This window comes from Cucumibacter marinus DSM 18995, from assembly GCF_000429865.1.
Taxonomy (GTDB): Bacteria; Pseudomonadota; Alphaproteobacteria; order Rhizobiales; family Devosiaceae; genus Cucumibacter; species Cucumibacter marinus.
On the sequence record NZ_AUCR01000002.1, the window covers coordinates 125,793 to 149,527 of the forward strand.

The 23,735-nt window shown below is 60.8% G+C and carries 24 protein-coding genes and 1 tRNA gene; 7 read left to right on the forward strand and 18 right to left on the reverse strand.

Translation table 11 applies throughout. The features are described 5' to 3' along the window. Window positions 1-6: 6 nt before the first annotated feature. The 3 genes from G489_RS18990 to G489_RS0103795 are packed head-to-tail and all read right to left on the reverse strand — an operon-like array spanning window position 7 to window position 2,206. Window positions 7-1,089 carry an Ldh family oxidoreductase gene (locus G489_RS18990; RefSeq protein ID WP_051332287.1) on the reverse strand — a complete coding sequence of 361 codons (1,083 nt, stop codon included), beginning with the start codon at window positions 1,087-1,089 and terminating at the stop codon, window positions 7-9. Further along, window positions 1,086-1,484 (reverse strand): YciI family protein, encoded by a 399-nt coding sequence (locus tag G489_RS0103790; protein WP_035871445.1) that lies wholly within the window; start codon window positions 1,482-1,484, stop codon window positions 1,086-1,088. Before G489_RS0103790 ends, G489_RS18990 begins: the two co-directional genes overlap by 4 nt. Beyond that, a complete protein-coding gene (locus tag G489_RS0103795) occupies window positions 1,481-2,206 on the reverse strand; it encodes a GntR family transcriptional regulator (RefSeq protein ID WP_035871448.1) in 726 nt (241 codons plus the stop codon). Before G489_RS0103795 ends, G489_RS0103790 begins: the two co-directional genes overlap by 4 nt. Window positions 2,207-2,530: 324 nt before the next feature. On the opposite strand from G489_RS0103795, the gene G489_RS0103800 reads away from it, so the two are divergent. The 4 genes from G489_RS0103800 (at window position 2,531) to G489_RS0103815 (ending at window position 5,779) form a co-directional block, all read left to right on the forward strand. Further along, entirely contained in the window at window positions 2,531-3,559 is a 1,029-nt protein-coding gene (locus tag G489_RS0103800; protein WP_029040398.1) for an ABC transporter substrate-binding protein, read from the forward strand. A 14-nt stretch (window positions 3,560-3,573) separates the two neighbouring features. Beyond that, the gene (locus G489_RS18995) at window positions 3,574-4,398 is read left to right on the forward strand and encodes an ABC transporter ATP-binding protein (RefSeq protein WP_081691388.1); all 825 of its coding nucleotides are present in this window, start codon (window positions 3,574-3,576) and stop codon (window positions 4,396-4,398) included. Next, window positions 4,395-5,162 (forward strand): ABC transporter permease, encoded by a 768-nt coding sequence (locus G489_RS0103810; RefSeq protein ID WP_029040399.1) that lies wholly within the window; start codon window positions 4,395-4,397, stop codon window positions 5,160-5,162. The genes G489_RS18995 and G489_RS0103810 overlap by 4 nt, the downstream gene beginning before the upstream one ends. Before the next feature lie 540 nt (window positions 5,163-5,702). Then, a tRNA-Met gene (locus G489_RS0103815) sits at window positions 5,703-5,779 on the forward strand. 347 nt (window positions 5,780-6,126) lie between these two features. Here G489_RS0103815 and G489_RS0103820 read toward each other — a convergent pair. The 5 genes from G489_RS0103820 to G489_RS0103835 all read right to left on the reverse strand — a co-directional run bounded on the left by G489_RS0103820 (window position 6,127) and on the right by G489_RS0103835 (window position 11,096). Continuing rightward, the gene (locus G489_RS0103820; RefSeq protein ID WP_029040400.1) at window positions 6,127-6,828 is read right to left on the reverse strand and encodes an adenylate/guanylate cyclase domain-containing protein; all 702 of its coding nucleotides are present in this window, start codon (window positions 6,826-6,828) and stop codon (window positions 6,127-6,129) included. Between the two features lie 136 nt (window positions 6,829-6,964). After that, a complete protein-coding gene (locus G489_RS0103825; RefSeq protein ID WP_029040401.1) occupies window positions 6,965-7,816 on the reverse strand; it encodes a cyclic nucleotide-binding domain-containing protein in 852 nt (283 codons plus the stop codon). A 17-nt stretch (window positions 7,817-7,833) separates the two neighbouring features. Further along, a complete protein-coding gene (locus G489_RS22385) occupies window positions 7,834-8,547 on the reverse strand; it encodes an E2 domain-containing protein (protein ID WP_155889308.1) in 714 nt (237 codons plus the stop codon). 5 nt (window positions 8,548-8,552) lie between these two features. Then, complete coding sequence (locus tag G489_RS0103830; protein ID WP_029040402.1) at window positions 8,553-10,160, reverse strand: hypothetical protein; 1,608 nt, start codon at window positions 10,158-10,160, stop codon at window positions 8,553-8,555. 225 nt (window positions 10,161-10,385) lie between these two features. Beyond that, window positions 10,386-11,096 carry a helix-turn-helix transcriptional regulator gene (locus G489_RS0103835; protein ID WP_029040403.1) on the reverse strand — a complete coding sequence of 237 codons (711 nt, stop codon included), beginning with the start codon at window positions 11,094-11,096 and terminating at the stop codon, window positions 10,386-10,388. A 127-nt stretch (window positions 11,097-11,223) separates the two neighbouring features. Here G489_RS0103835 and G489_RS0103840 point away from each other — a divergent pair, with 127 nt between their 5' ends. Continuing rightward, window positions 11,224-12,156: an alpha/beta fold hydrolase gene (locus G489_RS0103840; RefSeq protein ID WP_029040404.1), complete on the forward strand. Its 933-nt coding sequence runs from the start codon at window positions 11,224-11,226 to the stop codon at window positions 12,154-12,156. Between the two features lie 2 nt (window positions 12,157-12,158). On the opposite strand, the gene G489_RS0103845 is transcribed toward G489_RS0103840, so the two are convergent. From G489_RS0103845 to G489_RS0103875, 7 genes are all read right to left on the reverse strand, one after another. Beyond that, window positions 12,159-13,247 carry an ABC transporter ATP-binding protein gene (locus G489_RS0103845; protein ID WP_029040405.1) on the reverse strand — a complete coding sequence of 363 codons (1,089 nt, stop codon included), beginning with the start codon at window positions 13,245-13,247 and terminating at the stop codon, window positions 12,159-12,161. Window positions 13,248-13,306: 59 nt separating this feature from the next. After that, window positions 13,307-14,101: a sugar isomerase domain-containing protein gene (locus tag G489_RS0103850; protein WP_029040406.1), complete on the reverse strand. Its 795-nt coding sequence runs from the start codon at window positions 14,099-14,101 to the stop codon at window positions 13,307-13,309. A gap of 25 nt (window positions 14,102-14,126) precedes the next feature. Continuing rightward, window positions 14,127-14,873: a GntR family transcriptional regulator gene (locus tag G489_RS0103855; protein WP_029040407.1), complete on the reverse strand. Its 747-nt coding sequence runs from the start codon at window positions 14,871-14,873 to the stop codon at window positions 14,127-14,129. Continuing rightward, a complete protein-coding gene (locus G489_RS0103860; RefSeq protein WP_029040408.1) occupies window positions 14,870-15,742 on the reverse strand; it encodes an ROK family protein in 873 nt (290 codons plus the stop codon). The genes G489_RS0103855 and G489_RS0103860 overlap by 4 nt, the downstream gene beginning before the upstream one ends. Then, entirely contained in the window at window positions 15,739-16,605 is an 867-nt protein-coding gene (locus tag G489_RS0103865; protein WP_029040409.1) for a carbohydrate ABC transporter permease, read from the reverse strand. Before G489_RS0103865 ends, G489_RS0103860 begins: the two co-directional genes overlap by 4 nt. Next, on the reverse strand, window positions 16,602-17,492 hold the full coding sequence (locus G489_RS0103870) for a carbohydrate ABC transporter permease (RefSeq protein ID WP_029040410.1): 891 nt from the start codon (window positions 17,490-17,492) through the stop codon (window positions 16,602-16,604). Before G489_RS0103870 ends, G489_RS0103865 begins: the two co-directional genes overlap by 4 nt. 78 nt (window positions 17,493-17,570) lie before the next feature. Further along, the gene (locus G489_RS0103875) at window positions 17,571-18,851 is read right to left on the reverse strand and encodes an ABC transporter substrate-binding protein (protein WP_029040411.1); all 1,281 of its coding nucleotides are present in this window, start codon (window positions 18,849-18,851) and stop codon (window positions 17,571-17,573) included. 113 nt (window positions 18,852-18,964) lie between these two features. Between G489_RS0103875 and nagA the strand changes: the two genes are divergently transcribed. Then, entirely contained in the window at window positions 18,965-20,059 is a 1,095-nt protein-coding gene (gene nagA / locus G489_RS0103880; protein WP_029040412.1) for an N-acetylglucosamine-6-phosphate deacetylase, read from the forward strand. Between the two features lie 16 nt (window positions 20,060-20,075). Here the strand turns inward: nagA and G489_RS0103885 are convergent, their stop codons facing one another. Continuing rightward, window positions 20,076-21,053, reverse strand: coding sequence for a YihY/virulence factor BrkB family protein (locus G489_RS0103885; RefSeq protein WP_051332289.1), 978 nt, complete (start codon window positions 21,051-21,053; stop codon window positions 20,076-20,078). Between the two features lie 145 nt (window positions 21,054-21,198). Between G489_RS0103885 and G489_RS19000 the strand changes: the two genes are divergently transcribed. Further along, window positions 21,199-22,188, forward strand: coding sequence for an AI-2E family transporter (locus G489_RS19000; RefSeq protein ID WP_281173301.1), 990 nt, complete (start codon window positions 21,199-21,201; stop codon window positions 22,186-22,188). 76 nt (window positions 22,189-22,264) lie between these two features. Here G489_RS19000 and G489_RS0103895 read toward each other — a convergent pair whose 3' ends face one another. Together G489_RS0103895 and ligD are read right to left on the reverse strand one after the other, a co-directional pair. Next, entirely contained in the window at window positions 22,265-22,699 is a 435-nt protein-coding gene (locus G489_RS0103895) for a CBS domain-containing protein (protein WP_029040415.1), read from the reverse strand. A 113-nt stretch (window positions 22,700-22,812) separates the two neighbouring features. After that, on the reverse strand, window positions 22,813-23,727 hold the full coding sequence (gene ligD / locus G489_RS0103900; protein ID WP_029040416.1) for a non-homologous end-joining DNA ligase: 915 nt from the start codon (window positions 23,725-23,727) through the stop codon (window positions 22,813-22,815). Window positions 23,728-23,735 lie beyond the last annotated feature (8 nt).

The window sequence follows — 23,735 nt, forward strand, 5'->3', positions numbered from 1 at the left end:
ATCAACTCAGTTCTTTGATTGTTCGAGTGGAGCGATGAGCGCGGGCTCAATGTCCAGGGTTCGGGCGATGCCAGCCAGCATGGCGGCAACGGTATCGGTGATGGTGACAATGTCCGCGTTGTCGCGGGCGCGCTGCCATTCGCGCTCGCCGGGCGCATAAAGGCGATCAACGCCTGGCGCCTTGCGGCCGGCACGCAATTTGTCCCCGGCCGCGGCGGCGGCCTGCTGCATGGCGCCGGCATCGCCGAAATGGGTGGCATCGATGGCCATGAACAGATGGGCGCAATTATAGGGCTTTGCCGGATCGCCATAGAGCGGGCTGACAGTGGCGCCATAACCGCCACCGGACAGAAGCCCCGCCATCAGGTCCATGACGAATGCCAGGCCGAAGCCTTTGGGTCCGCCGCTTGGCAAAAGCATGCCGGCGATCGCGGCCTCGGGGTCGTTGGTCTCGCGGCCTTCAGCGTCGACGGCCCAGCTCTCAGGAATCTGTTTGCCCGATTTTGCAGCCATGCGGATCTTGCCCATGGCGGCTTCACTTGTCGCCATATCGAGGACGATCGGCGCGTCGGAGGCGGTGGGAAAGGCGATGGCGAGCGGGTTGTTGCCGACCACGGGTTCAGCGCCGCCGGGCGCGGGCATCAGCGGCCGGGTGTTGCACATGACAATGCCGACGCAACCGGCATCTGCCGCCTTGAGCGCGAAGCGCCGCGCGGCGCCAAAGTGGAAGCCGTTGCGCACCGCCACAATGCCGGCGCCAAGCGTCCTGGCGCGGTCGATGGCATGGGCAATTGCCTTGTCGCCGGTGATCTGGCCAAGCCCGTTTTCGGCGTCCATGACCATGGCGACGCCCTGGTCGGAGACGATGGTGCCGGTGGCGGTAGGCGAGACCGAGCCCGAGCGGATGCGGTCGACATACATGTCGGTCAGCATCACGCCGTGAGAGGCGAGGCCTTCGCGGTCGGCTTCAACCAGCGCTTCAGCGACGGTGCGCGCACCGGCTTCATTGACCCCAAGAGAAGAAAAAATGCGGGCGACCAGGGCGATGATATCGCCCGCATTGGCCGTCACAGTGCCTGGTGTGGTCATAGAAACGCGACCTTTCCCTCGGCGAGCGAGACGGTAAGGGTGAAACTCATTTCGTTCATCAGCCAGGGCAGAATGGTGTAGTGCCGTGCGCCGGCCCTGTGCATCGGGTCAGCCTCGGCGATGGCACGGGCAGCCTCGAGATTTTCGGCGCGCAGGACAATCATGCCGCGCCCGGTCCAGTCTGTGCCGGTTTCGTCGGACAGGGGGCCGGCAGCCACCAGCTTGCCTTCGGCCTCCAGCCGGCGCTGAAATGTAAGATGTTCGGCCAGATGGTCGCTGACAGCCTGCTTGTCGCCGGCCGGATCCGAAAACACGACAAAATATTCGCGGGCGGCAAGGCCTTCGGCCCGCGCCTCGTCGATCCGTTGGCGCCAGTTCCGGTTTGTTCCACTCATGAAACCACCTCTTTGTCTGCACCCGCGATCTGGCCATCGGCGGCAACGGTGAGCGCGACCTTGTCGGTCGTCGCGCTGAAGTGAGCCCGGATCGCGTCCATCGCGCCGGGGGTGTCTCGCTCAAGTGCAGTGTTCATCAGCAATTCGTGCTCGGCGACGTCGTCGCGCGCCTTGATGCTGGAGGTCACCGACAGGGCGACATAGCGTTCGGCCTGATCGTAAAGGCCCGAACGGATATTCATGATGGTGGGGGAGCCGCAGGCGGCGACCAGCGCGTTGTGGAATGTGCGATGCTCGCGGCGCCATGCCTCGTTGATTTCACCGGGCTTGTCCGGGTCGGTCTTGGGCTGGCGCGACAGGCGATGAAAAGCACCGAGCAGGTTGGCTTCCCATTCAACGTCGCCATTCTCGATCGACCACCTCAATGCAATCTGTTCGATCTCGATGCGGGTGCGGGTGAGATCGATCAGGGTGGCGTGGGAGACCGGGGTGACACGGAAGCCCTTGTTCTGCTCAAGCACGACATGCCCTTCGGCATGCAGGCGCATCAGCGCTTCCCGGATCGGGCTGGTGCCGGTGTCGTAGCGGGCGCGCAGCGCTTCCATGCGCAAGCGTTCATTGGGCATTAGCCGGCACGACAGGATGTCGGCCCGCATCTGGTCGAATACCCGTGCTGCCTGGGTTTGCGGTTCGGCGCTATTGCCGAGCTCCACTGCTGCCATGTGCTCCACCCTCTCTGCTCGTCTCGATGCCGTTCCAGCGCACATCTTCAACGCATGAACTGTGCCGGCACCGGTGTTGTTTATGCCGTGCCCGCACACAGGCGAACAGGCATCCTTGTTTTCATGATCCAATACATGACAGTCAAACGACAATCAACAAGATTTTCGAAAATCTGTTGACATGGCGAAAATTTGGCTGTTTGCTGAAACTACGGATAGGCCGCATCAGGGCGCGAGGTCGCGCCCGATCGTGCATGGCCTTTCCCGCTGTCCGAGGGGTGGACAGCTCCAGCCCGGCAGGTCCGGGCCAAAAGGGAGGTTTTCATGATGAAACTACGCAGACTTGGTCTTGCCGCAGCGGTGACGCTGGCGAGCCTGACCGGCCTGTCCGCGCCCACCCTGGCGCAGGACGGGGAACTGACCCCGCTGACATTCTCGCTGGACTTCATTCCGCTTGGCCGGCATGCGCCATGGTACACCGCGCTCGGCAAGGGGTTCTTCGAGGAAGAAGGACTGGATGTCACGATCATTCCGGCTCAGGGCACCGCGCAGGTGATCCAGGCTGTTGAATCGGGCACGGCCCAACTGGGCTTTGTCGACGTGCCGGCGCTGGCGCTGGCGCGCTCCAACGGTTCGCAGTTGCGCATGATCGCGGTCAATTACCAGAAGGCGCCTTACGCGATCTTCACCCTGGCCAATGGCGCGGACGTGACCGAGATCTCGCAGCTCGAAGGGCTGACCCTCGGCAGCGGCGCTGGCAGCTTCACGCCCAAGATCATAAAGGGCTACATGACCGAGAACGGTCTTGATCCCGACGCGCTCGAGATCACCAATGTGGCACCGCCGGCGCGTGCGGGCATGCTGCTTTCGGGCAATGTGCCGGCCATCGAATTCTTCGTGATGGCACAGCCGGGCCTTGCCAACGGGGCAGTCGACGCAGGCACCGAACTGCGCACCCTGCTTCTGGGCGATCACGGGCTTGAGCTCTATTCCAACGGCATCGCCACCACTGAAGACTATCTGGCCGCCAATCCCGATGTCGCCAAGCGCTTTGTGCGTGCCGCGCTCAAGGGCTGGCAATATGCGCTCAACAATCCCGAAGAAGCCGCGGACATCCAGCTCCAGTATATCGAGAGCCTCGATCGCGACACCATCATCGCCGAGATCGGCGTGGTGCGGTCGCTGGCGGTGACCGAAGACACCGAGATGAACGGTCTGGGGTGGTTCGACAAGGCCAAGATGCAGACGAGCCTCGATTTCGTGCTCGAATTCATCGGGGTCGAAGGCGATGAGCCTGACGCCGCTGATCTCTATGCCGAGGGCTTTTTGCCCGACGAACCGATCAAACCGTAAGGACCGCGACCTCTATGGCACACGCCAATGTGCAAGAGACCGGCCCGGCGGGGTGGACCGAGAAAGCGTCCACCCTGCCGGTGATCGGCAAATTCAGGGATGTCCGACAGGAGTTCCTGCGCAAGACCGGCAATCCGCTGCTGGCGATCGAGGAAATCTCCTTCGATCTGTTCGAGGGGCACCTTGTGAGCCTGCTGGGCCCTTCGGGCTGCGGCAAGACCACGTTTCTCAAGATCGTTGCCGGCCTTGTGAAAGGCTATACCGGCACCGTGCAGATCAATGGCGTCGATGTGACCGATCCGCATCCGGATGTGGGCTTCGTGTTTCAGCAGCCCAACCTGATGCCCTGGCGCACGGTGATCAAGAACGTCACCCTGCCCATGGAAATCCGCAAGGAGGCAGGGCCGGAGGCGACGGCGCGAGCGCATGAGCTCCTCAAGCTTGTCGGTCTCGAGGGGTTCGAGGACGCCTATCCCAACCAGCTTTCGGGCGGCATGCAGCAGCGCGTGGCGCTGTGCCGGGCGCTGGTGCACAGCCCCAAGCTCTTGCTGATGGATGAGCCGTTCGGCGCGCTCGACGAACTGACCCGGATGGACATGCACGACCTGCTGCTCGATATCCGCGAGAAGACAGGGGCGACCTGCCTGTTCGTGACCCACTCGATTTCCGAGGCGGTCTATCTGTCCGACATCGTCGTCGTGTTCTCGCAGCGTCCGGCGGTGATCGCCGACTTCATCGAGATCGATCTCGCCTATCCGCGCACGCCGGAAACCCGTTATTCCGCCGATTTCACTGCGCTTGAACACCGCGCCAGCCGCGCTTTGGGGATCACGCGATGACCAAACTGCTCAACAATTGGCGCCTGGCGCTCTACCCGGTGGCGGGGATCGTCGTCATTCTCGTCGTGTGGCAGCTTTATACCGATCTGTTCGGGGTCAGTCAGATCGTGCTGCCCAGCCCCACGGATATCTGGGGCGCGATGGTGAAGAACAATTCGCTGTTGCTGCGCGAAACCTGGCCGACCCTGCTCGAATGCATCTATGGCTTCGCGCTGGCGCTGGCGCTTGGCATTCCGATTGCCGTGGCGGTGGCCAATTCGCGCACGCTCAACCTCATTCTCTATCCGATCCTGATCGCCACCCAGTCGATCCCCAAGGTCGCGGTGGCGCCGATCATCCTGATCTGGTTTGGCATCGGCATGGAATCGAAGCTGGCGATTGCCTTTCTCGTCGCCTTCTTCCCGATCGTGGTCGACACGGCGACGGGCCTCAGGGCCACCCCGCCGGGGCTGATCGAACTGGCGCGGTCGCTGAGGGCGTCGCCTTCCCAGGTGTTCTGGAAGGTGCAGTTTCCCGCCGCGCTCCCCTTCATCTTCGCCGGCTCGAAGGTCGCCGTGACCCTTGCCGTGATCGGCGCGGTGATCGGGGAGTTCGTCGGCTCGAATGAAGGGCTGGGCAATCTCTTGCTGACGGCCAACTCGCAGCTCAACAGCCCGCTCGCCTGGGCGGCGCTGGTGTGGCTCTCCGCGCTCGGGATCGGGCTGTTCGTGATCGTGGTGATTGCCGAGAAGATCTTCATGCCCTGGGCCGAAGGAGGGCACTGACAAAGCTCCGGATCGCGTCTTGTCCATGGTGCGGTCCGCAAGGGCGAAACCGGTTCCCGCGCGCAGCAACATGGAACCGCGTTTCGAAGAGGCCACGCCGGATCGCCCTGTTCCGGCATCCTCACAGCGGGGAGGGCGTCTCAAGGCCGTTCCCTCGGGGCTCGTCCTGCCCGGCCGGCCCCGTATTGGCGGCGCACACCCTGCCGGCGCCATCGGCTCATCCCGCCGGTGGCGCCTTCTGGTTTGGGGGAGGAAGAATGTCCCCCGAGTGTGGACGCATCCATGCCGCGCGGCGTGGTTCCCTCCGACAGGGTCAGGTCCGAGGGCAAGGGGTATCTATCGTCTCGTTGGGGATCATCACTGAGGGGTGGCCTTGATAATGGACCCAGGTAGGCAAAGGAAAGTGCAGGCCCAAACGGTGCTTTTGGGCACGGGGAGGCGAGAGCGCTTGACAGGAAAAGCCGGTGACCCTAAGTACCGGCGTCACCCGCGCCGGGCACACCCGGCGGCGAAGCGCGGGCCCCGCGTTTCACACCTTGGGGCGGAGTAGCTCAGCTGGTTAGAGCAGCGGAATCATAATCCGCGTGTCGGGGGTTCAAGTCCCTCCTCCGCTACCACTTCGAAGACGGTTTTCGCCCTGAAAATCGAAAGGTCCGGTGGACCTTTCGAAGTCGAGAAGGCCATGAGTGCTATGCACGAATGGCAAGAACGGTTTTGCGAGTCGCAAAAGCAATCGATCCGGTGGATCGATTGCAAGCGCAGAAGGCCGCAAGAGCTATGCTCGAGCGGCAACGGCTCCCTGCACTACATGTGGTTAGGTCTAGCGCTTTGTGGGCGTGATGGCACTCGGAGTGTCCGGGGTTGCATTCTGGGTTGCAGCAGGCGTGGGCTTGAATGCGATGGGGCGGGGTGGGGAAAGATGCAGAAATTTGCGGTATTGCTCATCCTGCACCGCCAATTTTCCTCACACAGTCCAAGTCCATGTGGATCCGTAGATGGGTTGATCATTCATCTGAGACCACTTGTAGGATTTCCACATGTGGGAGTTGTTGTTCCCCCCATGAGTTGCGGATGAGTGGAGGCGATCATAGGCCTCTTTCGTGATCCACGTCCTTTCGGCCAAGTCTAGGTCCGTTAATTTGGCCGCGTAGTTTGCAGCACGACCGACCCACACAATATCATTGTCTCCACGAACACCAGTTCTAGCTGCCCGGACTTTGCTGCGGTCAATGCCAACAACTTGTTTCACTTCATACTTAGTTGAGTATTGGGCTCTTAGCGCCGGGTTGATGATTTTTTGAACGGCGTAGTTGATCTTTAAGCCAGCTCTGGCCGCTGGCGTCGCTTGGACTTCTCCAACAAAGATACCCATAACCCGATCACCATCGTATGAAGTGATTTCGCCGCCTTCGTTGCGAATGATAGTCGCTGCACAGTGCAAATATGCCTTGTATATCTCGGCCGCGAACGTCCAATCCGCGCTTTCCACCAGACTTGTAGACCGACTCAAGTCAGCATAGAGAACGGTCGCATGGTCAAAGACCACGGCAGAATTTCCAAGAACTATATCTTCTGGATCTGGAACAACGCGGCCTTTGCGTGTGGACCATTCATATCGGAATATTTCCTTTACGGCGTTCTCAAGGTCACTTTTGGACGTTGCCAATGTATTTCACCTTTGTTTGACCCATCATTTTTGCCGTCTCTGCGGGATCTCGGGTGTGACATCGAGCTGCCGAAATACTTGAAATACTCTAGCGTGTTAAGTCGGGTCGAACGAGGTAGAATAAGGAGTTTAGTGGTCATTTTTCGTGCCGATGAGAATATATGGCTGCCCCTAAGAACAATGCAGTAATTACAATTAGCGTAATCAAAGCAGGTGTGCTCGCTAACGCCTGCGACGCGACTGACGCATTTATCGGTCCAGTTTGAACCTCAACACTGAATGCGAATGGATTGGTCAAAAACGCGATCACGCTCAAGCCACTGGCCATGAAACAGCCATACAGAAATCTGGTACGGTTCAACCAAAATGATAGGAATAGCAGCACCGCGGCTACTCCAAAAAACACTAGTGCGGCAATCCAAATCGATGTGATGGCAACTAGTTGACCTGCGAGTATAAGTGCGGCCAGCAGGGCACTTACAAGCGCCAACGTCCTGCTATTGACCAACTTTTCGATCCATTTTGCCTCTGTGCCTGATGCTTTCCACGCCTTATTGCGAGTGTTTTGATCGATCAACGCTCTGTTCAAAAAATCAGGAAATTTGCGGCCAATTTCGTTGAAATCATGAGCAGAAATCTCACGTACCACTATCCGCTCACTCTTTGCGCGGACTGTAGCTGATCTGGTGTCTGTTCCATTCAGCGCTGCCATCTCACCGACCTGCAGAGGCGCCTCGCGAGTTACTATTCGTGTTTTCCCAGATATACGCACCTCAACGACACCTTGCATGAGGAAATACACCGAGTCATCCACAGCGCCTTGTCTAATGAGGATGTAACCTTTTTTGAAAGCGTGCTCTTTGGAACGATCTAGAATTGCTTGAGCTATGTCCTCGTTGCCATTTACGAGAGGATTTCCTTTGAGAATCTCTATGGCCTTGGACAATCCGGCATCCGCGCGGGCTTTGGAATCGGGCGGGTTGTTCATGACCAATTAGTCCTCTCCTAGTATCGGAATGGACAATTTTTCATGGTGCCGCAACACGTCATGCCATCCCTCTTGTAGCTTTGAATAAAGCGCTTTTCTTCTGCGCGTCTCATGGTTTCGTTGACAAACAGGCCCCACATATTCTCGGGTTCCCTGCATTGTTTTCGTAAGATAGGCGCTCCCCTTTTTGTTTTGCAATCTTTTGGGCAGCGAGCTCGTCCGTTCAGTATTTTGTGTTCTGTTTTGGATACCTTTGGGAGATCGCCGGAAAGCCAGCCTATCTTGTGCTCCACAGCATCGTGATAGGCCTGCGAAAGTCCAAGTCTACCGGCAAAATTCTCGGCGTTTAGCTGATATTTAGCCGCATCACCGTGACTCAGTTGTTTGCCGGGCGGCCAACGCTTGTGTTTTGCCGCGAATTCTTGGCATTGCAGATATTCTTGAAGGTGTGCCCACCATTGGTTTGCTGATTGCTCGTTGCTAACCTTGGCACCAGCATCTAGCCCCACACAAAAGCTGCCATCATAGTTGATGTGCCGTTCTGGGCAGGAAATTGGAAGCCGATCTCCGGGTTGCTGCTCAGCGACCTTGATTTTTGTGTCGGATACCCAAATGCGAAGACTGAAAGCCGACCCTGCTGCGCCACTTGGTTTAGGAGGTATAGCGACCACATGAAGTTCGGCGTTTGGTGAGTTCTGAGCCTGGGCCCAGTTTGGCAGGGTGTGCGCCAATAAATCTATTGTCTTGACCAGGGCCCATCCTCGCTGTGAGCACGAAAGCTGCTGTCACTTTTTGTCGAAATTGCTGGCGCTGATACAGCAGCCGGCGCCCCAAGATATGCTGAGTCGTAGTCTAGGTTTGCCGATTTTTTATCTACGCTGAACAACGCCCTTGCAGCCTGACTCGCGGCTTCAAATGCAACGGGACCGATTGCAGTCTCCACACCGTTGCAGCGTTGTTGTTCTGCTTCCGATATGGTTCTGGCAATACTGCTTGCAACGCGTACACTGCGCTCACCCCTAATTCCGAGACGAGTGATGGGCGTAGGTCCAAATTCGAACCCTATGGCTAGACCAAGCTGATGGGCGTCCGGTAGCAATCCTTGGCAAATTCCAAAGGATGATCTCAGACCACCGGCGCAGTGAACGGCTTGTCGAATTGTCTCGGCTTTATCTGTGGTAGTTCCTTCCCCATCTGCCAAAACACCATGGATGCAGTCACCGATGAACCTGACTTTTCGCCCGGCAAAATCCTTTTGAATAACGTTAGCCCATTCGCCGCGAATGACGTGAAGGTTCCTCACCGCATTGCTGATCTTTTGGCGATTTGTCATCGCGCCATCGATGTATTTCGTATAGCCGTCCAAATCGCCAAATATGGAAATCATGCCCATCCGAATGCTGTTGCTGGGCATCAAATCTTGATAATCAATGTTTCTCAGGGGAAGACTGTGGGCGTGAAAAACGAACTCTGCTGGCGAGCTTGCAACACCGGAAACACCCGATCTTATATCTGACTGCCAGTTTTCGAGAAGATCATCTACCCCAAAAGTGGAAGAAGACGCTGCTCGCATGACCTCGGGCAATGCGTTTTCATCAAGGCGATAGGTTGGTCTCTCATCGACAAATTTCTCAAATTGGTTGCGCGTCGATGAAATTGATATTTGTTTGAGGGCTGCTTCTGCTCGGTCGGAGAGATAAATCCCGGTCTGGTTACCTTCAGCCAGCTTCGCTGCGTGATTAGCTGCGCTACCTAGAAAGAGCGGTTCTTGTTCAGCACGAATTCCGTTGTTCGTAGCAACACAAACGCCCGTGTCGATCCCAAAACGATAGTCGGAACCAAAGTCATTGTCCCTAAAGCGCTGCACAGCTGACGCGGAGAGCGATTTTAGTTGCTCAGCCAGCAAAATAGCCTTTGCAACCCGGATCCCCTCGTTGTTGGCTCCTAGCGGTTCAATAACCACAGCGTGCATGCGGCCGTCGTGAAAATCCACGCGTTGTGCGCCGCAGTTCTCAACCACGCGGTCACAAGCGCTATAATGGATGTGAAGAAAATTTAGCGCTCGGGCATGGGATTTTTCGGTCTCAGTTCCTTCTGAGAGCCTATAGTCATCATAGTTGACCAGCTTGGCGTAAACGTGGACGCCGTCAACAATAACTGCTTCGCTGTTCTGAAGGCTGAACAAAGGTTTGCTATCGAAATGCAAACCTTTCGACCGAGCGGACTCGGCCAACATGTGAAATCTCGGTAAGTATTCTTCAGCGAAACCTTCGGTCTTTACCTCAGGCACGCTGTTCATAAGCTCGTCAATTCGGCGACGAGCAGTGTCAAAATTCCAGCCCATCGTGGCCCCCAAATGTGTTCTCCAATTGTTCTACAATGGGTAGGGGCCACGCGGAGTTCAAGGGCTGCAGTTAATTTTTTGTAAAGAGTGCCCTCGCTTCCTTTCCCCAGCCGATCCCTTGACCCAGCTCCACGGCGCACGAGGCTTGTGCATCTTCACCAGTTCGGGATGCGACTTAGGATCACGTGCCGCTGAGCGCAGGGTTCGATCCACCTCTGTGCACCCTCACCCCTTCACACGTCTCACACTCTTCGCAAACGTCACGTGCCGGCGGCGGAAGGTTGTGTCGGGGGTGCAGCGGGGCTTGGAAATGCGGTCCATGCGGAAGTGGCGGAAGTCTTCGGCTGAGGGGTCCCAGGCGACGAGGTACCAGAGCGGGGGCAGGATCAGCAGGGCCTGGGGTTCGACATCCCGGTGGGATCTGGCGCCTTTGGCGTCGCGATAGGAAAAACTGAGGCGCTGGCGGTTGAGAAAGGCTGTCTCGAAGGCGGGCAGCAGGGCCGGGTCCATGGCGCCCATATCCGAGATATCGACCTCCGGGGCCAATTGCCCGACATAAAGGCAATCGAGAAAGCGGCGCAGATCGCGCAGCTTGTCGGCGGGCAGGGCCTTTTCGATCTTGGCGAGCCCGGCATCGGCCAGCCCTGCGAAAGGGATGCCGCCGGCGGCGCGCATCGAGGCGACGCTGATCAACAGGGCGAAGATTTCGGCGACGGAAAGCCGTGTGGTTGTCTGCACCGAGTGCGGATCGAGCTGCAGGCCGCTGCCGCGCCCGGGTTCGGCATGGATGACAAAGCCCTCCTCGCGCAGCGCGGCAATGTCGCGCAAGACGGTGCGCCGCGACGCGCCGACTTGTTCTGCCAGCTCGGCGATGGTCGCGGTGCCGGTGCGGCGCAGGCTGCGCACGATGGCGTCTTGTCGGCGGCGCGTGTTCATGAGCCCGAGCTTGTCCTTCAAAGGTGCCAGAATTTGGCACCATTAGGGTCTAGAGGATCACGGCGCGCTGCACAAAACTTTCGTTGCTGCAGTGCTCCATCATCCGACAGACCAGAAAAGTAGAGCCATGTCCCAGTCCCATGATTTTCCCGAGCCGAGCCTTGTCGCCGTCAATGGTGTGGAACTTGAAGTGTTTGAAGCCGGGCGCGAGAATGCCGGCAATCCGATCGTTTTGTGCCATGGCTGGCCCGAGCACGCCTTCTCCTGGCGGCACCAGATGCCGGCGCTGGCCGCAGCGGGCTACCATGTGATCGTGCCCAATCAGCGCGGATTCGGGAATTCATCGCGTCCCGATACGGTGACCGATTATGACATCGCGCATCTCACGGGCGATCTTGCCGCGCTGCTCGATCACTTCGGCTATGAGAAGGCGGTTTTCGTCGGGCATGACTGGGGGGCGATGGTGGTCTGGGGGATGGCGCTGCTACACCCGGACAGGGTCGAAAAGATCATCAATCTGGCGCTGCCCTATCAGGAGCGCGGAGACATCCCCTGGGTCGAATTCCTCGAGCAGATCTTCGGCGGCGATCATTATTTCGTGCATTTCAACCGGCGGCCCGGGGTTGCCGATGCTGTTCTCGACGCCAATACGGCCCGGTTCCTCGGCAATCTTTATCGCAAGAACCTGCCCCAGGTGCCGCCCGAGCCGGGCATGATGATGATCAATCTCGCCAAGGCAGAAACACCACTTGGCGACCCCTTGATGAGCGAAGACGAGCTTGCAGTTTTCGTTTCGGCGTTTGAGGCCTCGGGATTCACGCCCGGTATCAACTGGTACCGGAATCTCGACCGCAACTGGCATTTGCTGGGGGAGGTCGACCCGATCATTCCGCACCCCACGCTGATGATTCATGGCAAGAGGGATGCCATCCCGCCATCGGAGAACCTGACGAATTTCGTGCCCTATGCCGAGGTGATCAGCTTTGATTGCGGTCACTGGATCCAGCAGGAACTGCCCGGGGAGACCAGTCGGGCAATGCTCGAATGGCTGGCCCGTTAGGGTCAGCCTATCCGTTCGCCGTCGGCATCGAACAGGTGCAGATGGGCCGGATCGAAGGTGAGGCGGATGGTGTCGCCGGCCGCTTCGCTGCCGCCGCCAGCGACCTTGGCGATGACTTCCGTGCCGTCGGACAGGGCGATCTCGAGAAGCGATTCATCGCCCAGCCTTTCGACAAGCACGATGGTGCCGGTGAAGCCCGGTGCGGTGCCATCGTCGGCGACGGAAAGGTGTTCGGGGCGGATGCCCATGGTGACGGCCCTGCCGGTTTCCGGTGTGGCATTCGACGTCACGGGAACAGCGACCGCGGCGGTGGCCGGCGTGGTGACGGTAATGCTGTCGGCTTGGGTGCCGGTGATCTCACCTTGGAAGAAGTTCATCTTCGGGGAGCCGATGAAGCCCGCGACGAACACGTTCTGCGGGCGGTTGTAGAGCTCCATGGGGCGGCCGACCTGCTGTACCACCCCGCCATCGAGCACCACGATGCGGTCGGCGAGCGTCATCGCCTCCACCTGGTCGTGGGTCACATAGATCATGGTGGCATCGAGTTCGCCGTGAAGGCGGGCGATCTCGCGGCGCATGCTCACCCGTAGCGCAGCGTCGAGGTTCGAAAGCGGTTCGTCGAACAGGAACACCTTGGGGTTGCGCACGATGGCCCGGCCGATCGCCACGCGCTGGCGCTGGCCGCCCGAGAGCTGGCTGGGGCGCCTTTCGAGCAGATGCTCCATCTGCAGGATGCCCGCTGCTTCCCTGATCTTTGCGTCGATCTCGTCCTTGGGACGTTTCGCGAGCCGCAGGCCAAAGGCCATGTTTTCATAGACCGATTTGTGCGGGTAGAGCGCATAGGACTGGAACACCATGGCGATGCCACGGTCTTTGGGCGCCCGCTCGTTGCAGCGCTCGCCGTCGATCTTCAGTTCGCCGGCGGTGATGTCCTCGAGCCCGGCAATCATGCGCAGCAAGGTGGATTTGCCACAGCCCGAGGGGCCGACAAAGACGACGAATTCGCCATCGGCAATGTCGAGGTCGATCCCCTTGATGACGTCGACATCGCCATAAGATTTGGTGGCGTTGCTGAGGTTGAGCGTTGCCATATGCACTCCGCAGATCGGTGCGGCGCGCCCGGGTCAAGGGCGCGCCTGGTGGGGTCGGATCAGGATTCGCCCTGCATCCGGGACTTGAAGAAGGCCAGGTGATTGTCCTGGGCCTTGATCATGCGCTCGCGATACTGGCCGTAGATCACGTCGGTATCGTGCAGGGTCACCCCTTCGATGGTCGGCGAGGCGAAGGTCGGCAGCTCGATGCCGCGATCGGCCAGGTTCTGCGCCGTGCGCGCCACCAGTTCGTGCATCATGGTCATGGCCAGAACCGTCGAGGAGCCGGCGACAGGCCGCGACCAGCCTTCGATCGGCACGATGGCATCTTCGACCGGTGAGCAGGTGTCGATGACGATGTCGGCGGCGTCCGCAAGTCGCTTGCCGGAGGAGTGGCTTGCAGGCTTGTCGAGATTGGACTTGGCGGTGATCGCAACCACGGTCATGCCACGCTTCTTGGCATAGAGCGCCGTGTCGATGCCCGAGGAGTTGCGGCCCGAATGCCCGAAGATGACGATGCTGTCGCCTTCATTGAGCGGCTGGTGATCGAGGAATTTCTCGGCATAGTTCTCTGTACGCTCGAGCCAGAGCAGTTCGCGGACCCCGCCGGCGCCGAGCACGTTGTGCCACATCAGGCGCGGATCGGTCAGGGGGTTGAACCCGACATAGGAGCCGTAACGGGGGAAGGTTTCCTGAGCCGGAAGCACCGAGTGGCCGGAGCCGTAGAGGTGAACCAGGCCCTCTTTGGCGAGGGTATTGGCCAGCGCATCGGCTGCCGCAGTGAAAGCGTCGGCATTGGCCTCGGCAGCCTTTTCGGCGAGGGCGGCAAGCCGGCTGATATAGAGCGTACTCATAGGGGGAGGGGCCTTTCCTTGAAAACTAGAAGTGCAATTTGGAGCGGATTTCGTAGCGATCGCCGCGCATGACCGAGAGGGTGAACTCGAAGGGTCCGCGGGCGTCGGAAGCAATGCGTTCGACGATGAAGGCCGGGCTACCGGCGGGAAGGTCGAGCAGTTCGGCGTCGGCGGACGGAACGGTGCCGACCCGGTAGACCTCGGTCGCTTCGCGCGGTGTGATGCCATAGCGGTTGCGCAGGATCTCGTAGAGCGAGGGGGCCTCTGTGCCGTGGTCGACAAAGCCGGGCACCCGGGCAAGGGGCAGATAGGCGGTCTGGATGCCGATGGGCAGATCATTGCCGGCCCTCAGCCGCCTGAGTTTGGCGACGGGATCGCCCTTCTTGATTTCGAGCGCGTCGGCGACGTCCGCGGTGGCCTTCTCCCGGTCGAGCTCGAGAACGCGGGAACCGACAACCAGGCCAAGATTGGCCATTTCCTCGGTGAAGCTGGTGAGGCCGCGCACGCCGGCGACAACCGTCGAGCTGCGCACGAAAGTGCCGCGGCCGTGTTCGCGGCGCAGCAGTCCGGCTTCCTCGACATTGCGCAGGGCATGGCGGACGGTGATCCGGCTGACCCCGAGCAGCTTGGAGAGCTTTTCTTCATTGGGCATCTGCGTGCCTTCGGGCCATACGCCCTTGACGATCATGGCGCGCAGGGCCTGTTCGGTCTGGTGCCACAAGGGCTCGGGCCGCGCCCGGTTCGGCAGGTCGATCCCCTCGAGATCGGTCATTGGTCTCGCTCCCACAATTCGCTCCCCCTCGCTGCCAGCGCAGCGCCCAACAGACTTGCCCCCGCACCCAGGACACCCGCTCCGATGGTGATGGACCTGAGGTGAGGGGGTAGCTGCCGGCCCAGACTTGGCCGGATCAGCGGTTCCAGAACATCCATGGCATCGGCCACGCCGCCGGAAACGATCACGGCCTCGGTGCCGAGCAGCGCAACTGGTCCGGCGAGCGCCGTCCCCAGCGCTTCCCCGACCGGCGTCAGCGCGGTGATGGCGGCTTGATCGCCCTGGCGGGCGGCGGCGATCAGCGCGGCTCCATTGGTGGGGCCGATGCTTTTGGCGATACGGTCGAGCGCCCGGCCAGAGGCATGACGCTCCAGCCAGCCATCGCTGCCATGCCCAGGGTCCGCCGCGTCGGCGCACGCCCAGCCGAAGGACGTGGCGCCACCGCCGGCACCCCTGACGATCCGCCCGTCGACAAGCGCCGCGGAACCGATGCCGGTGCCGATAGCCAACAAGATCGCGTGGCGGACCTTGGCGGCGGCGCCGGTCTCGGCTTCAGCAAGCAGCGCCAGCTGGGCGTCATTGCCAAGCGCGATGTCGAGGCCGCCAAACTCAGAGGCTAAATCGAAGCCGTCGAGAAAGGGCAGGTTGGGAATCCAGGCGCAGGTTGTGCCTCGGGTGAGACCCGGCACGGCAACACCGAGCGCTGCAGGCCGATGGCCTGAAACCAGCCGACCGACCATCTCGAGAAACCCGGCACGATCGGCGGGGGCGGGCCAGTGTCCGGCCGCCTCGATCGCTTTTGCTCCATCACGGAGGAGCCCGGCGCGCAGATTGGTGCCGCCCAGATCGATGGCGAGAATTGCGCTCATCCCTTCACCCCCGTCGAGACGATGCTGTCGACAAAGAAGCGCTGCAGGAAGACGAAGAGCACCAGCGGCGGCAGCACGGCGAGGGTCGCGCCGGCCATGACCAGGCCCGTGTTCATGGCGCCCCGGTTATAGCTGAGGAGCCGTCCCAGGCTCAGAACGATCGGATAATCATCCGTATTCCCCTGCAGGATGGTGAGCGGCCACAGATAAGTGTTCCAGTGGAAAACGAAGGCGAACAGGGCCAAGGCGGCGATTGCGGGCACGACCGCCGGAGCAACCACGGAGAAGACGATGCGCAATTCGGAGGCGCCGTCGACCCGGGCCGCATCGATGAGATCATCGGGCACGCCGGCGATGAACTGGCGCATCAGGAAAATGCCGAAGGCGTTGGCAAGGTTGGGCACAATCACCCCGACCAGGCTCGCATTCAGACCCATGGAGTTGACCATGCGATAGAGCGGGATCAGGGTGACGATGGGCGGCAGGAACATCGTCGAGATCAGGAGCGCAAAAACGAGATTGCGGCCACGGAAGCGGTATTTGGCGAAAGCGTAGCCCGCCATCAGAGATGTGATGAGAATGCCCAATGTCGTCGTGGTCGCGATGATCGCCGAGTTGGTGAAGGACCGCCCCGCATTGATGACGCCGGAGACCTCGGAATAGGCCTCGAGTGACGGGGTCTTGGGGATCCAGACCGGTGGCACCTGCATGCTTTCGGCGGGTGTCTTGAAGCTCGACAGCACCATCCAGACGAGCGGGAAGGCGGCAACGATCGAAATGGCGATGATCGCGAAGATGAGCGCGTAGTGAGACAGGCCGGCCTGGTTGGCCCGGAACGGAGCGCGACGGGTTGAACCGGTCATTCCTCGTTTCCTTTCCGGGCAAAGGCGAACAGGGCGATAATCACGACAATCAGCGAGAGCATCAGCATCACAGCCATGGCCGAGCCAATGCCGCCCTGCGCGCGTTCAATGCCGACCCGGCGAATATGATAGGTGAGCACGTTGGTGGCGCCCGCCGGGCCGCCCTGGGTGATCAGGGCCACCGGCTCGAAGACCTGCACGGCGTTGATGACCGCGATGACCGCAGAGAACAGCAAGGTGCGCCGCAGCAGCGGCAGCGTGACGCCGAAGAATTCCTGGATCGCGTTGGCACCGTCGATCCGCGCGGCTTCATAGAGCGAAGGCGGGATCTGGGTGAGCCCGGCAATGGCGAGCACGGTGAAATAGCCCACCTGCTGCCAGACATTGAGAATGACGATGGAGACAAGCGCGGTGTCGGGCGAGGACAGCCAGGGCTGCTCCCCGATGCCGATCACGGCGAGGATCTGGTTGATCGGGCCTTCGGTCGGTGAATAAAGCTTCGACCAGACCAGCGCGACGGCGATCATCGGTACCATGTAGGTGGCGAACAGCACGGTCCGGAGAAAGGTCCCCCCGCGCACCCGGCGCTGATAGACCAGCAGTCCGAGCAGCACGGAAAGCGGCAGAATGATTACCACCGACAAGGCGGTGTAGATCGCGGTGTTGGTAAAGGCGCGTTTGAAGTCCCGGCCCACCGAAAGGGGTCCGAAGATGTCTTCATAATTGCGCAGGCCGACAAACTCGGCGGTGTTGAAGCCCGTCTGGCTCGACCACTGGTGAAAAGAGAGCCAGATGGTGAGCAGCATCGGCACGAAGATGAATACGCCGATCAGGATGACGGCCGGGGCCAGCATGGTGGCGACGGGTTGTTTCGATACAGCGTTCATCGACATATGCGATCGGCCGGCTCCGGTCTGGGGTCGGCAGGCACGATATCGCGCCTGCCGCAGGTTTTGGGTCCGTATTTAGCGCTGCGCGCGCTCGAGGATCGCCGTTGCGTCGGCCTGGGCGTTTGCCTGCGCTTCCTCAGCGCTGACCTGGCCGTACTCAAGTGCCTCGATGGTCTGCTGAAGCGCTTCGGTGAATTCCTGTCCGCCCAGCACGACCGGGAAGGCCGTTGCGTTTTCCAGCACCGAGACATAGCCGGCGAGGAAGTCGCGATCGAGATCGCCTTCATAGGCGGTCACGTCCGAGGCGCGCGAGGGCAGAATGCCCATCGACATCAGAATACCGGACATGGCAGAGGCGCCATTTTCGCCGGATTCCGGGCTGTTGAGCCAGTCGAGGAAGGCCCAGGCTGCTTCACGCTCGGCATCCGAGGCACCCGCATTCACAACGGTGAGCCAGGAGTAGGAGATCGACCGGGCGGTGTCCCCGCTCGGACCGACCGGGATCGGTGCGGTGGCGATGTTCTCGAAAGCGTCGCCCATACCGGCCTTCAGCGCGCTTTCCCACCAGTTGGCCATGATGATCATGCCGGTGTTGCCGGACACGAAATTGTCGAGGAACGGGCCGGTGGTATTGGCATCAGCCGTGCCCATGGCGGGAACGGTGTAGCCCTTTTCGACCATTGTCTCGTAGAGCGCGAAGGTCTCGCCCGCGGCGTCGGTGTCGAGGGCCGGCTTGCCGTCAACGACAAGGCTGCCGCCATTGGAAACCAGCAGCGACGAGAAGGGATGAACCACCCCGGCAGCCCATGAGTTGATGAGGCCAAAGCCCTGGCGGCCCGCTTCCGCATCGGTGATCGCGGCAGCAGCGGCCTCAAGTTCGGCCCAGGTGGCTGGCGGGCCGTCGAGCCCGGCTTCTTCGAACAGTGCCTTGTTATAGTTGAGGGCGTAGACGTTGATCTCGTTCGGAATGCCATAGACCGTGCCATCGACGCTGGCTGCAGCGGCGATGCCGGCAGGCCATGCTTCATTGACTTCGCTCGAGACCGCGTCGGGTGCAGCCTCAACGAGGCCGTCCCGAACCAGTTCGGGCAGCCAGAGGTCATAGATGCCGGCAATTGTGGTGCCGCCACCGGCGCGGATGGTGGTCAGCAGATCGCCGAAGGGCACCGCGCGGACGGAAACCGACACGTCGGGATTGGATTCGGCAAAATCGGCGGCGGCGTCTTCCAGCAGGGCGACGGTGTCCGGCGCCCAGTGGGTCAGATAGGACAGCTCCACCGGTTCGGCGAAGGCAGTGCTGTTCATCAGCGCTGCAGCCAGCATGCCGGTGGCGATCATTGTTGTCGGTGTTTTCATTGTCAGGAACCTCCCAAGCGTGAGTGCGAACAGGGCATAAGCTCCCTGTTGGCAAATTGGTTATAACATTATAATCACTGCTGGCAAGAGGTGCAGTTGAACGGAGAGCATAAATGCCGGTTTTCACGGGCCAGGTCGTGACCCCCATCGGGATCGAAAGCGCGCGTATCATCGTTGAAGGCGACCGGATCGAGAGGATAGAGCGGGTTCCGGGTCAGCGCGGCTCGCTGATTGTGCCGGGCTTCATCGATCTGCATTGTCACGGGGGCGGCGGTGCCGATGTCATGGAAGGCGCCGAATCCGTGAAGAGGATGGCCGAGGTTCACACCCGGCACGGCACAACATCGCTTCTGGCGACCACCATGACGGACAGCGTGGAGGCGGTCGAATCTGCTCTCAACGGAATCGGTGCGGCGATGAATGTCGCCCAACCCGGTAGCGCTGCGGTTCTCGGCGTGCACCTGGAAGGGCCGTTTATTTCACCGGACAAGCTGGGGGCGCAGCCCGATGCTGCGATCCCCGGTGACCTCGACCTGATCAAACGCTGGATGGCGCTTGCGCCGATCAGAGTCGTGACCTGCGCGCCGGAAGCTGATCCGGAAGGAACACTGACTGCTTTCCTCAACCGGTCAGGCGTGCGGGTCCAGATCGGTCATTCGGACTGCTCCTACGAGACTGCGGCGCGATGTTTCGAGAGCGGACGGCACGGGGTCACGCATATGTTCAATGCCATGTCCGCCCTCAATCACAGGGCGCCCGGGGTCGCCGGGGCGGCGCTGGCCCATGCCGAGTTTGCCGAGCTCATTCCCGATCTCCTGCACGTTCATCCGGGTGCAATTCGCGCCGCGTTGAGGGCGATCCCGCAGCTCTATGCGGTGACTGATGCCACTCCGGCCGCGGGCATGCCGGACGGCGATTTCCGGCTCGGGACCCAGCTTGTCCGCAAGTGCGGCAACGGGGTGCGGCTGGCGGATGGCACGCTCGCCGGGTCCAGCCTGACCATGATCGATGCTTTCCGCAACCTCGTCTCGATCGGCATGAACGTGGCCGAGGCGGCGCGACGGTGCTCGACCATTCCCGCCGACTATCTGGGGCTCACCGATCGGGGGCGGTTATGCGCCGGCGCGGTGGCGGATCTTTTGGTCCTCGGCGAAGACCTGACCCTGCAGCAAGTTTGCGTTGCAGGCGAGATGGTCGAAACGGGGTAGGGCCTGCATCGCCGGCTCAATCGCCCAGCGTGTCGGCCACATAGGCACCGCGCTGGCCCATCGGCTTTTCGGGCGGGATGGTGGTGTCGAGTGCGGACTGATGTTCGGCCTCGGCATTGAGTTCGTCGCCCATGACCACGGCCATGATCGAGATCCACAGCCAGGTCAGAAAGCCGATGATCGCGCCCAGCGAACCGTAAGTGGCGCTGTAATTGCCGAAGTTCGCCACATACCAGGAGAAGGTGGAAGAGACGACCAGAATGGCGATCACCGCAAACAGGGCCCCCGGGGTGACCCAGCGCCATTTGGCATCCGTCCGGCTTGGCCCGAGCCGGTAGAGAACGGCTAACCCCACGATCAGCATCACGGTGAGGAAGGCAAAGCTGAGTACGCGGACTGCGAGCCCGGCGAGGAATTCGACCGGGATTATCGCCAATATGGCGGGCAGAACCACGACAATCGTGATCGAAATGACCGCCAGCAGGGCGGCACCGAACGTCAGCAGCAGCGCCAGAAGGTTGAGATGGATGAAACCGCGCTTTTCGGTCTCTCCATAGGCGATGTTCATGGCCTCGAACAGGCCCTTCACGCCCAGGCTCGCCCCCCAGAGTGCCACGGCAAGCGCGATCAGCAGGGCGAGGCCCAGCGTGTCATCGCTTTCTGAGGCGATGCGTGTCAGCTGCGTTCTGAGCAGCTCGAGCCCGCCGGGTGGCACAATCCCCTGCAAGAGCGACATCTGTTCAGTGATCGAGACCGGATCAGAGAACAATCCGTAGATCGAGACGATGATACTGAGCGCGGGCACGAGAGCGATGAGCATGTAGAGGGTCACGCCAGCCGAGACCAGCATCACCCTGTCTTCGAGAAAGCTCCAGGCCGTTCTGCGCAGAATCTGCTTCCAACCCCGCGGTGCGATACGGCGCGGCTTGTCCGCCTGCCGGCCGATATCGGGGCGGCGTAGCTCGCTCTCCGTCTTCGTTTGCTCGTGCGGCATGGACCCGAACAACGCGATGCTGGCCTCAAGTGTTCCATCGAAAGGGGAACGTCGGTGACCCAGGCGCGTTTGAAAAGAGTGTTCGCCCGAAACCCGATATGTTCAATCTGAGTGAGGAGGGGTAGCCACCATCCTTCGTGCCGTTCTGTTCGCGGTTGGCCTTTTCCTGATCTGGCAGTTCGCCGGAGCGATTGTGCTGATCTTTGCCGCCTGTCTGGTGGCGATTGTGCTCAAATCGATCTCGGGCCTTGTGTCGCGGCTGTTGCGTCTCCCGCACGCCATCAGCCTGCCTGTCAGCCTGATCGCCATTGCTGGCGCGTTCTCCGGCGTCGTTCTGCTGCTCGGGCTCAGAGTGCAGAGCGACTTCTCCTATCTGTGGCAACAGGTGCCGGTCTATCTCAACCGCGAGTTTGGCAATCTCGGTATCGATTTCTCGTTCGAGGACGTTTTCGACGAAATCACGGGGACAGGTGGGTGGGCCGGCCTGCTGGGCGGGCTTGCCAATTACACGGTGGCGACGGTCAGCCTCGCGACGACCACCGTGCTTGTGATCGCGGGCGGGATATTTCTGGCGGCGCGGCCCGACACCTATGTTGAAATCCTTGTGCGGTTGATGCCCAAGGATCAGGAAGACCGGGTCCGGTCCGTCTTGACCAATCTCGGCAATGCGCTCGAGAACTGGCTGTTCGGACAGTTCGCCTTGATGATCGGGATCGGGGTGACGACGACGATCGGGCTGATGATCATCGGTCTTCCCTCGGCACTCGGCCTCGGACTGCTGGCAGGGCTGCTGGAATTCATTCCCGTGGCCGGCCCCATCGCGGCAGCGGTGCCCGCCATTCTGGTTGCGCTATCCGTCGGTTATGTCGATGCGATGTGGACTGCCGCGCTCTATCTGGTCATCCAGCAGGTCGAGAGCGCGGTCTTCGTGCCGCTGGTGCAGCGACGGGCCGTCAGCCTGCCGCCGGCGCTCGGGCTGTTCAGCATCGTCGTTTTCGGGATCTGGTTCGGGCCGCTCGGCATCATCCTCTCAGCGCCGCTGGCTGTCTGCGTCCATCTCCTGGTCGTGCAGCTCTATTCACGCGACAGGCTGGGATGGGATGTTGAGATACCGGGCGCAAAGAATCCCGGGTGACGTACGGGTGCAAGCCATAGATGGGTCCGGCGGGCGACGACCGCCCACCGGTCAAATTGTTTTCGCCGGCGACCCTTCAGGGCGCATCCTGGCTGTGCGGTCCACCGTGTTCGGAAACCTCACGGAACACGCCAGCACCGGCTTCTCCGTCCTTCAGGGCGATGTCGCCCAGCGCGAGAATGCCCACAAGGTCCTTGTCCCGATTGACGACCGGCATGCGTCGGATCTTGAGGTCGGCCATGTTGCTGGTGACGTCGTCGAGATCCTGATCGTCGTAGCAATAAAGCACTTCCTCGCTCATCACTTCGCGCGCAGGGGTATGAGGTCCTTTGCCCCGGGCAATCCCGCGGATGGTAATGTCACGGTCGGTGATGACGCCCACCAGCCGGTTGTTCTGGCCCAGCGGGATCACACCGCAATCGAGTGCTGCCATCTGCTGGGCAATGGTGCCGATGCTCTCGTCCGGATCACACACCGCAACTTCCGGTGTCATGCAATCGCTTACCTTCATGATGCCTCTCCTTGACTTGTCAGGCGATGGGAAAACCATCGTTTGCCAGCGTCCTCGCGGAGAAATGAGATCAAGGCGGCAATTGTTCCGGGCGCCAAGCGGAGGTCGCGACCTCAGTCCTGCGAAAGGCCCAGATCGATCATTGCCGACTTGGTCACGGTTTGCCGCACAGCGCCATAGTCCTTCCAGGCCACAGCCTTGTCGGGATCCGCCTCGGCGAGCCTGAACGCATCGGGCCTGTCGATCGTGCCGAGCTCGGCCCAATCCACTGGCCAGGCCAGAGGCGCGCCTTCTCTCGCGCGGGGCGAATAGGGCGCGATAGCGGTGTTGCTGCGTTCATTGCGCAAATAGTCGATGAAGATGCGGCCCTCGCGTTTGGCTTTGCTGGCGCTTGCCACATAGGCATCGGGGTCATCGGCCTCGAACCGATGGGCAAGGGCCGACGCGAATGCCTTGATGTCCGGCCATTCTCGGGTGCGCGTCAGGGGCGCGACGACGTGAATGCCCTTGCCGCCGGTCAAGAGCGCGAAAGATCGGAGGCCAAGTGCCTCCAATGCGTCCCTGACCGCTGCTGCGGCAGTCTTGACGCTTCCGAAATCCATGCCCTCGGCGGGGTCGAGGTCGAAAACCAGCCGGTCGGGTTTCTCGATGTCATCGACATGCGACCCCCAGATATGGAATTCGAGTACACCCATCTGGGCGGCCTGGATCAGCCCATCCTTACCGGTGAGATAGAGATAGTCCTCGCGTTCACCGTCCTTTTGTTCAACCGACAGGCGACCGAAATGCTCATCCAATCCGGCGCCGCCATGGCGCTGGAAGAAGCATTGTCCGCCCTGTCCCTTGGGGCATCTGACGAGGCTCAAAAGACGATTGGCGGCGTGATCGAGGATCGGCTTTGCGAACCGGTTGAGATAGATGGCGAGATCGCGCTTGGTGATGCCCTGGGTTTCAAAAAGCACCCGGTCGGGATGGGTCAGGCGAACACCGGCGAATTCGGCGTCGCCGGATGATCTGCTCTCGCTCATCGCGCCTC

What these genes read in the sequence shown, in the direction of transcription:
- G489_RS18990 (WP_051332287.1), bottom strand. Translation starts at nt 1,089, where the DNA reads ATGACCACACCAGGCACTGTGACGGCCAATGCGGGCGATATCATCGCC.
- G489_RS0103790 (WP_035871445.1), bottom strand. Translation starts at nt 1,484, where the DNA reads ATGAGTGGAACAAACCGGAACTGGCGCCAACGGATCGACGAGGCGCGG.
- G489_RS0103795 (WP_035871448.1), bottom strand. Translation starts at nt 2,206, where the DNA reads ATGGCAGCAGTGGAGCTCGGCAATAGCGCCGAACCGCAAACCCAGGCA.
- G489_RS0103800 (WP_029040398.1), top strand. Translation starts at nt 2,531, where the DNA reads ATGATGAAACTACGCAGACTTGGTCTTGCCGCAGCGGTGACGCTGGCG.
- G489_RS18995 (WP_081691388.1), top strand. Translation starts at nt 3,574, where the DNA reads ATGGCACACGCCAATGTGCAAGAGACCGGCCCGGCGGGGTGGACCGAG.
- G489_RS0103810 (WP_029040399.1), top strand. Translation starts at nt 4,395, where the DNA reads ATGACCAAACTGCTCAACAATTGGCGCCTGGCGCTCTACCCGGTGGCG.
- G489_RS0103825 (WP_029040401.1), bottom strand. Translation starts at nt 7,816, where the DNA reads ATGAACAACCCGCCCGATTCCAAAGCCCGCGCGGATGCCGGATTGTCC.
- G489_RS0103830 (WP_029040402.1), bottom strand. Translation starts at nt 10,160, where the DNA reads ATGGGCTGGAATTTTGACACTGCTCGTCGCCGAATTGACGAGCTTATG.
- G489_RS0103835 (WP_029040403.1), bottom strand. Translation starts at nt 11,096, where the DNA reads ATGAACACGCGCCGCCGACAAGACGCCATCGTGCGCAGCCTGCGCCGC.
- G489_RS0103840 (WP_029040404.1), top strand. Translation starts at nt 11,224, where the DNA reads ATGTCCCAGTCCCATGATTTTCCCGAGCCGAGCCTTGTCGCCGTCAAT.
- G489_RS0103845 (WP_029040405.1), bottom strand. Translation starts at nt 13,247, where the DNA reads ATGGCAACGCTCAACCTCAGCAACGCCACCAAATCTTATGGCGATGTC.
- G489_RS0103850 (WP_029040406.1), bottom strand. Translation starts at nt 14,101, where the DNA reads ATGAGTACGCTCTATATCAGCCGGCTTGCCGCCCTCGCCGAAAAGGCT.
- G489_RS0103855 (WP_029040407.1), bottom strand. Translation starts at nt 14,873, where the DNA reads ATGACCGATCTCGAGGGGATCGACCTGCCGAACCGGGCGCGGCCCGAG.
- G489_RS0103860 (WP_029040408.1), bottom strand. Translation starts at nt 15,742, where the DNA reads ATGAGCGCAATTCTCGCCATCGATCTGGGCGGCACCAATCTGCGCGCC.
- G489_RS0103865 (WP_029040409.1), bottom strand. Translation starts at nt 16,605, where the DNA reads ATGACCGGTTCAACCCGTCGCGCTCCGTTCCGGGCCAACCAGGCCGGC.
- G489_RS0103870 (WP_029040410.1), bottom strand. Translation starts at nt 17,492, where the DNA reads ATGAACGCTGTATCGAAACAACCCGTCGCCACCATGCTGGCCCCGGCC.
- G489_RS0103875 (WP_029040411.1), bottom strand. Translation starts at nt 18,851, where the DNA reads ATGAAAACACCGACAACAATGATCGCCACCGGCATGCTGGCTGCAGCG.
- nagA (WP_029040412.1), top strand. Translation starts at nt 18,965, where the DNA reads ATGCCGGTTTTCACGGGCCAGGTCGTGACCCCCATCGGGATCGAAAGC.
- G489_RS0103885 (WP_051332289.1), bottom strand. Translation starts at nt 21,053, where the DNA reads ATGCCGCACGAGCAAACGAAGACGGAGAGCGAGCTACGCCGCCCCGAT.
- G489_RS0103895 (WP_029040415.1), bottom strand. Translation starts at nt 22,699, where the DNA reads ATGAAGGTAAGCGATTGCATGACACCGGAAGTTGCGGTGTGTGATCCG.
- ligD (WP_029040416.1), bottom strand. Translation starts at nt 23,727, where the DNA reads ATGAGCGAGAGCAGATCATCCGGCGACGCCGAATTCGCCGGTGTTCGC.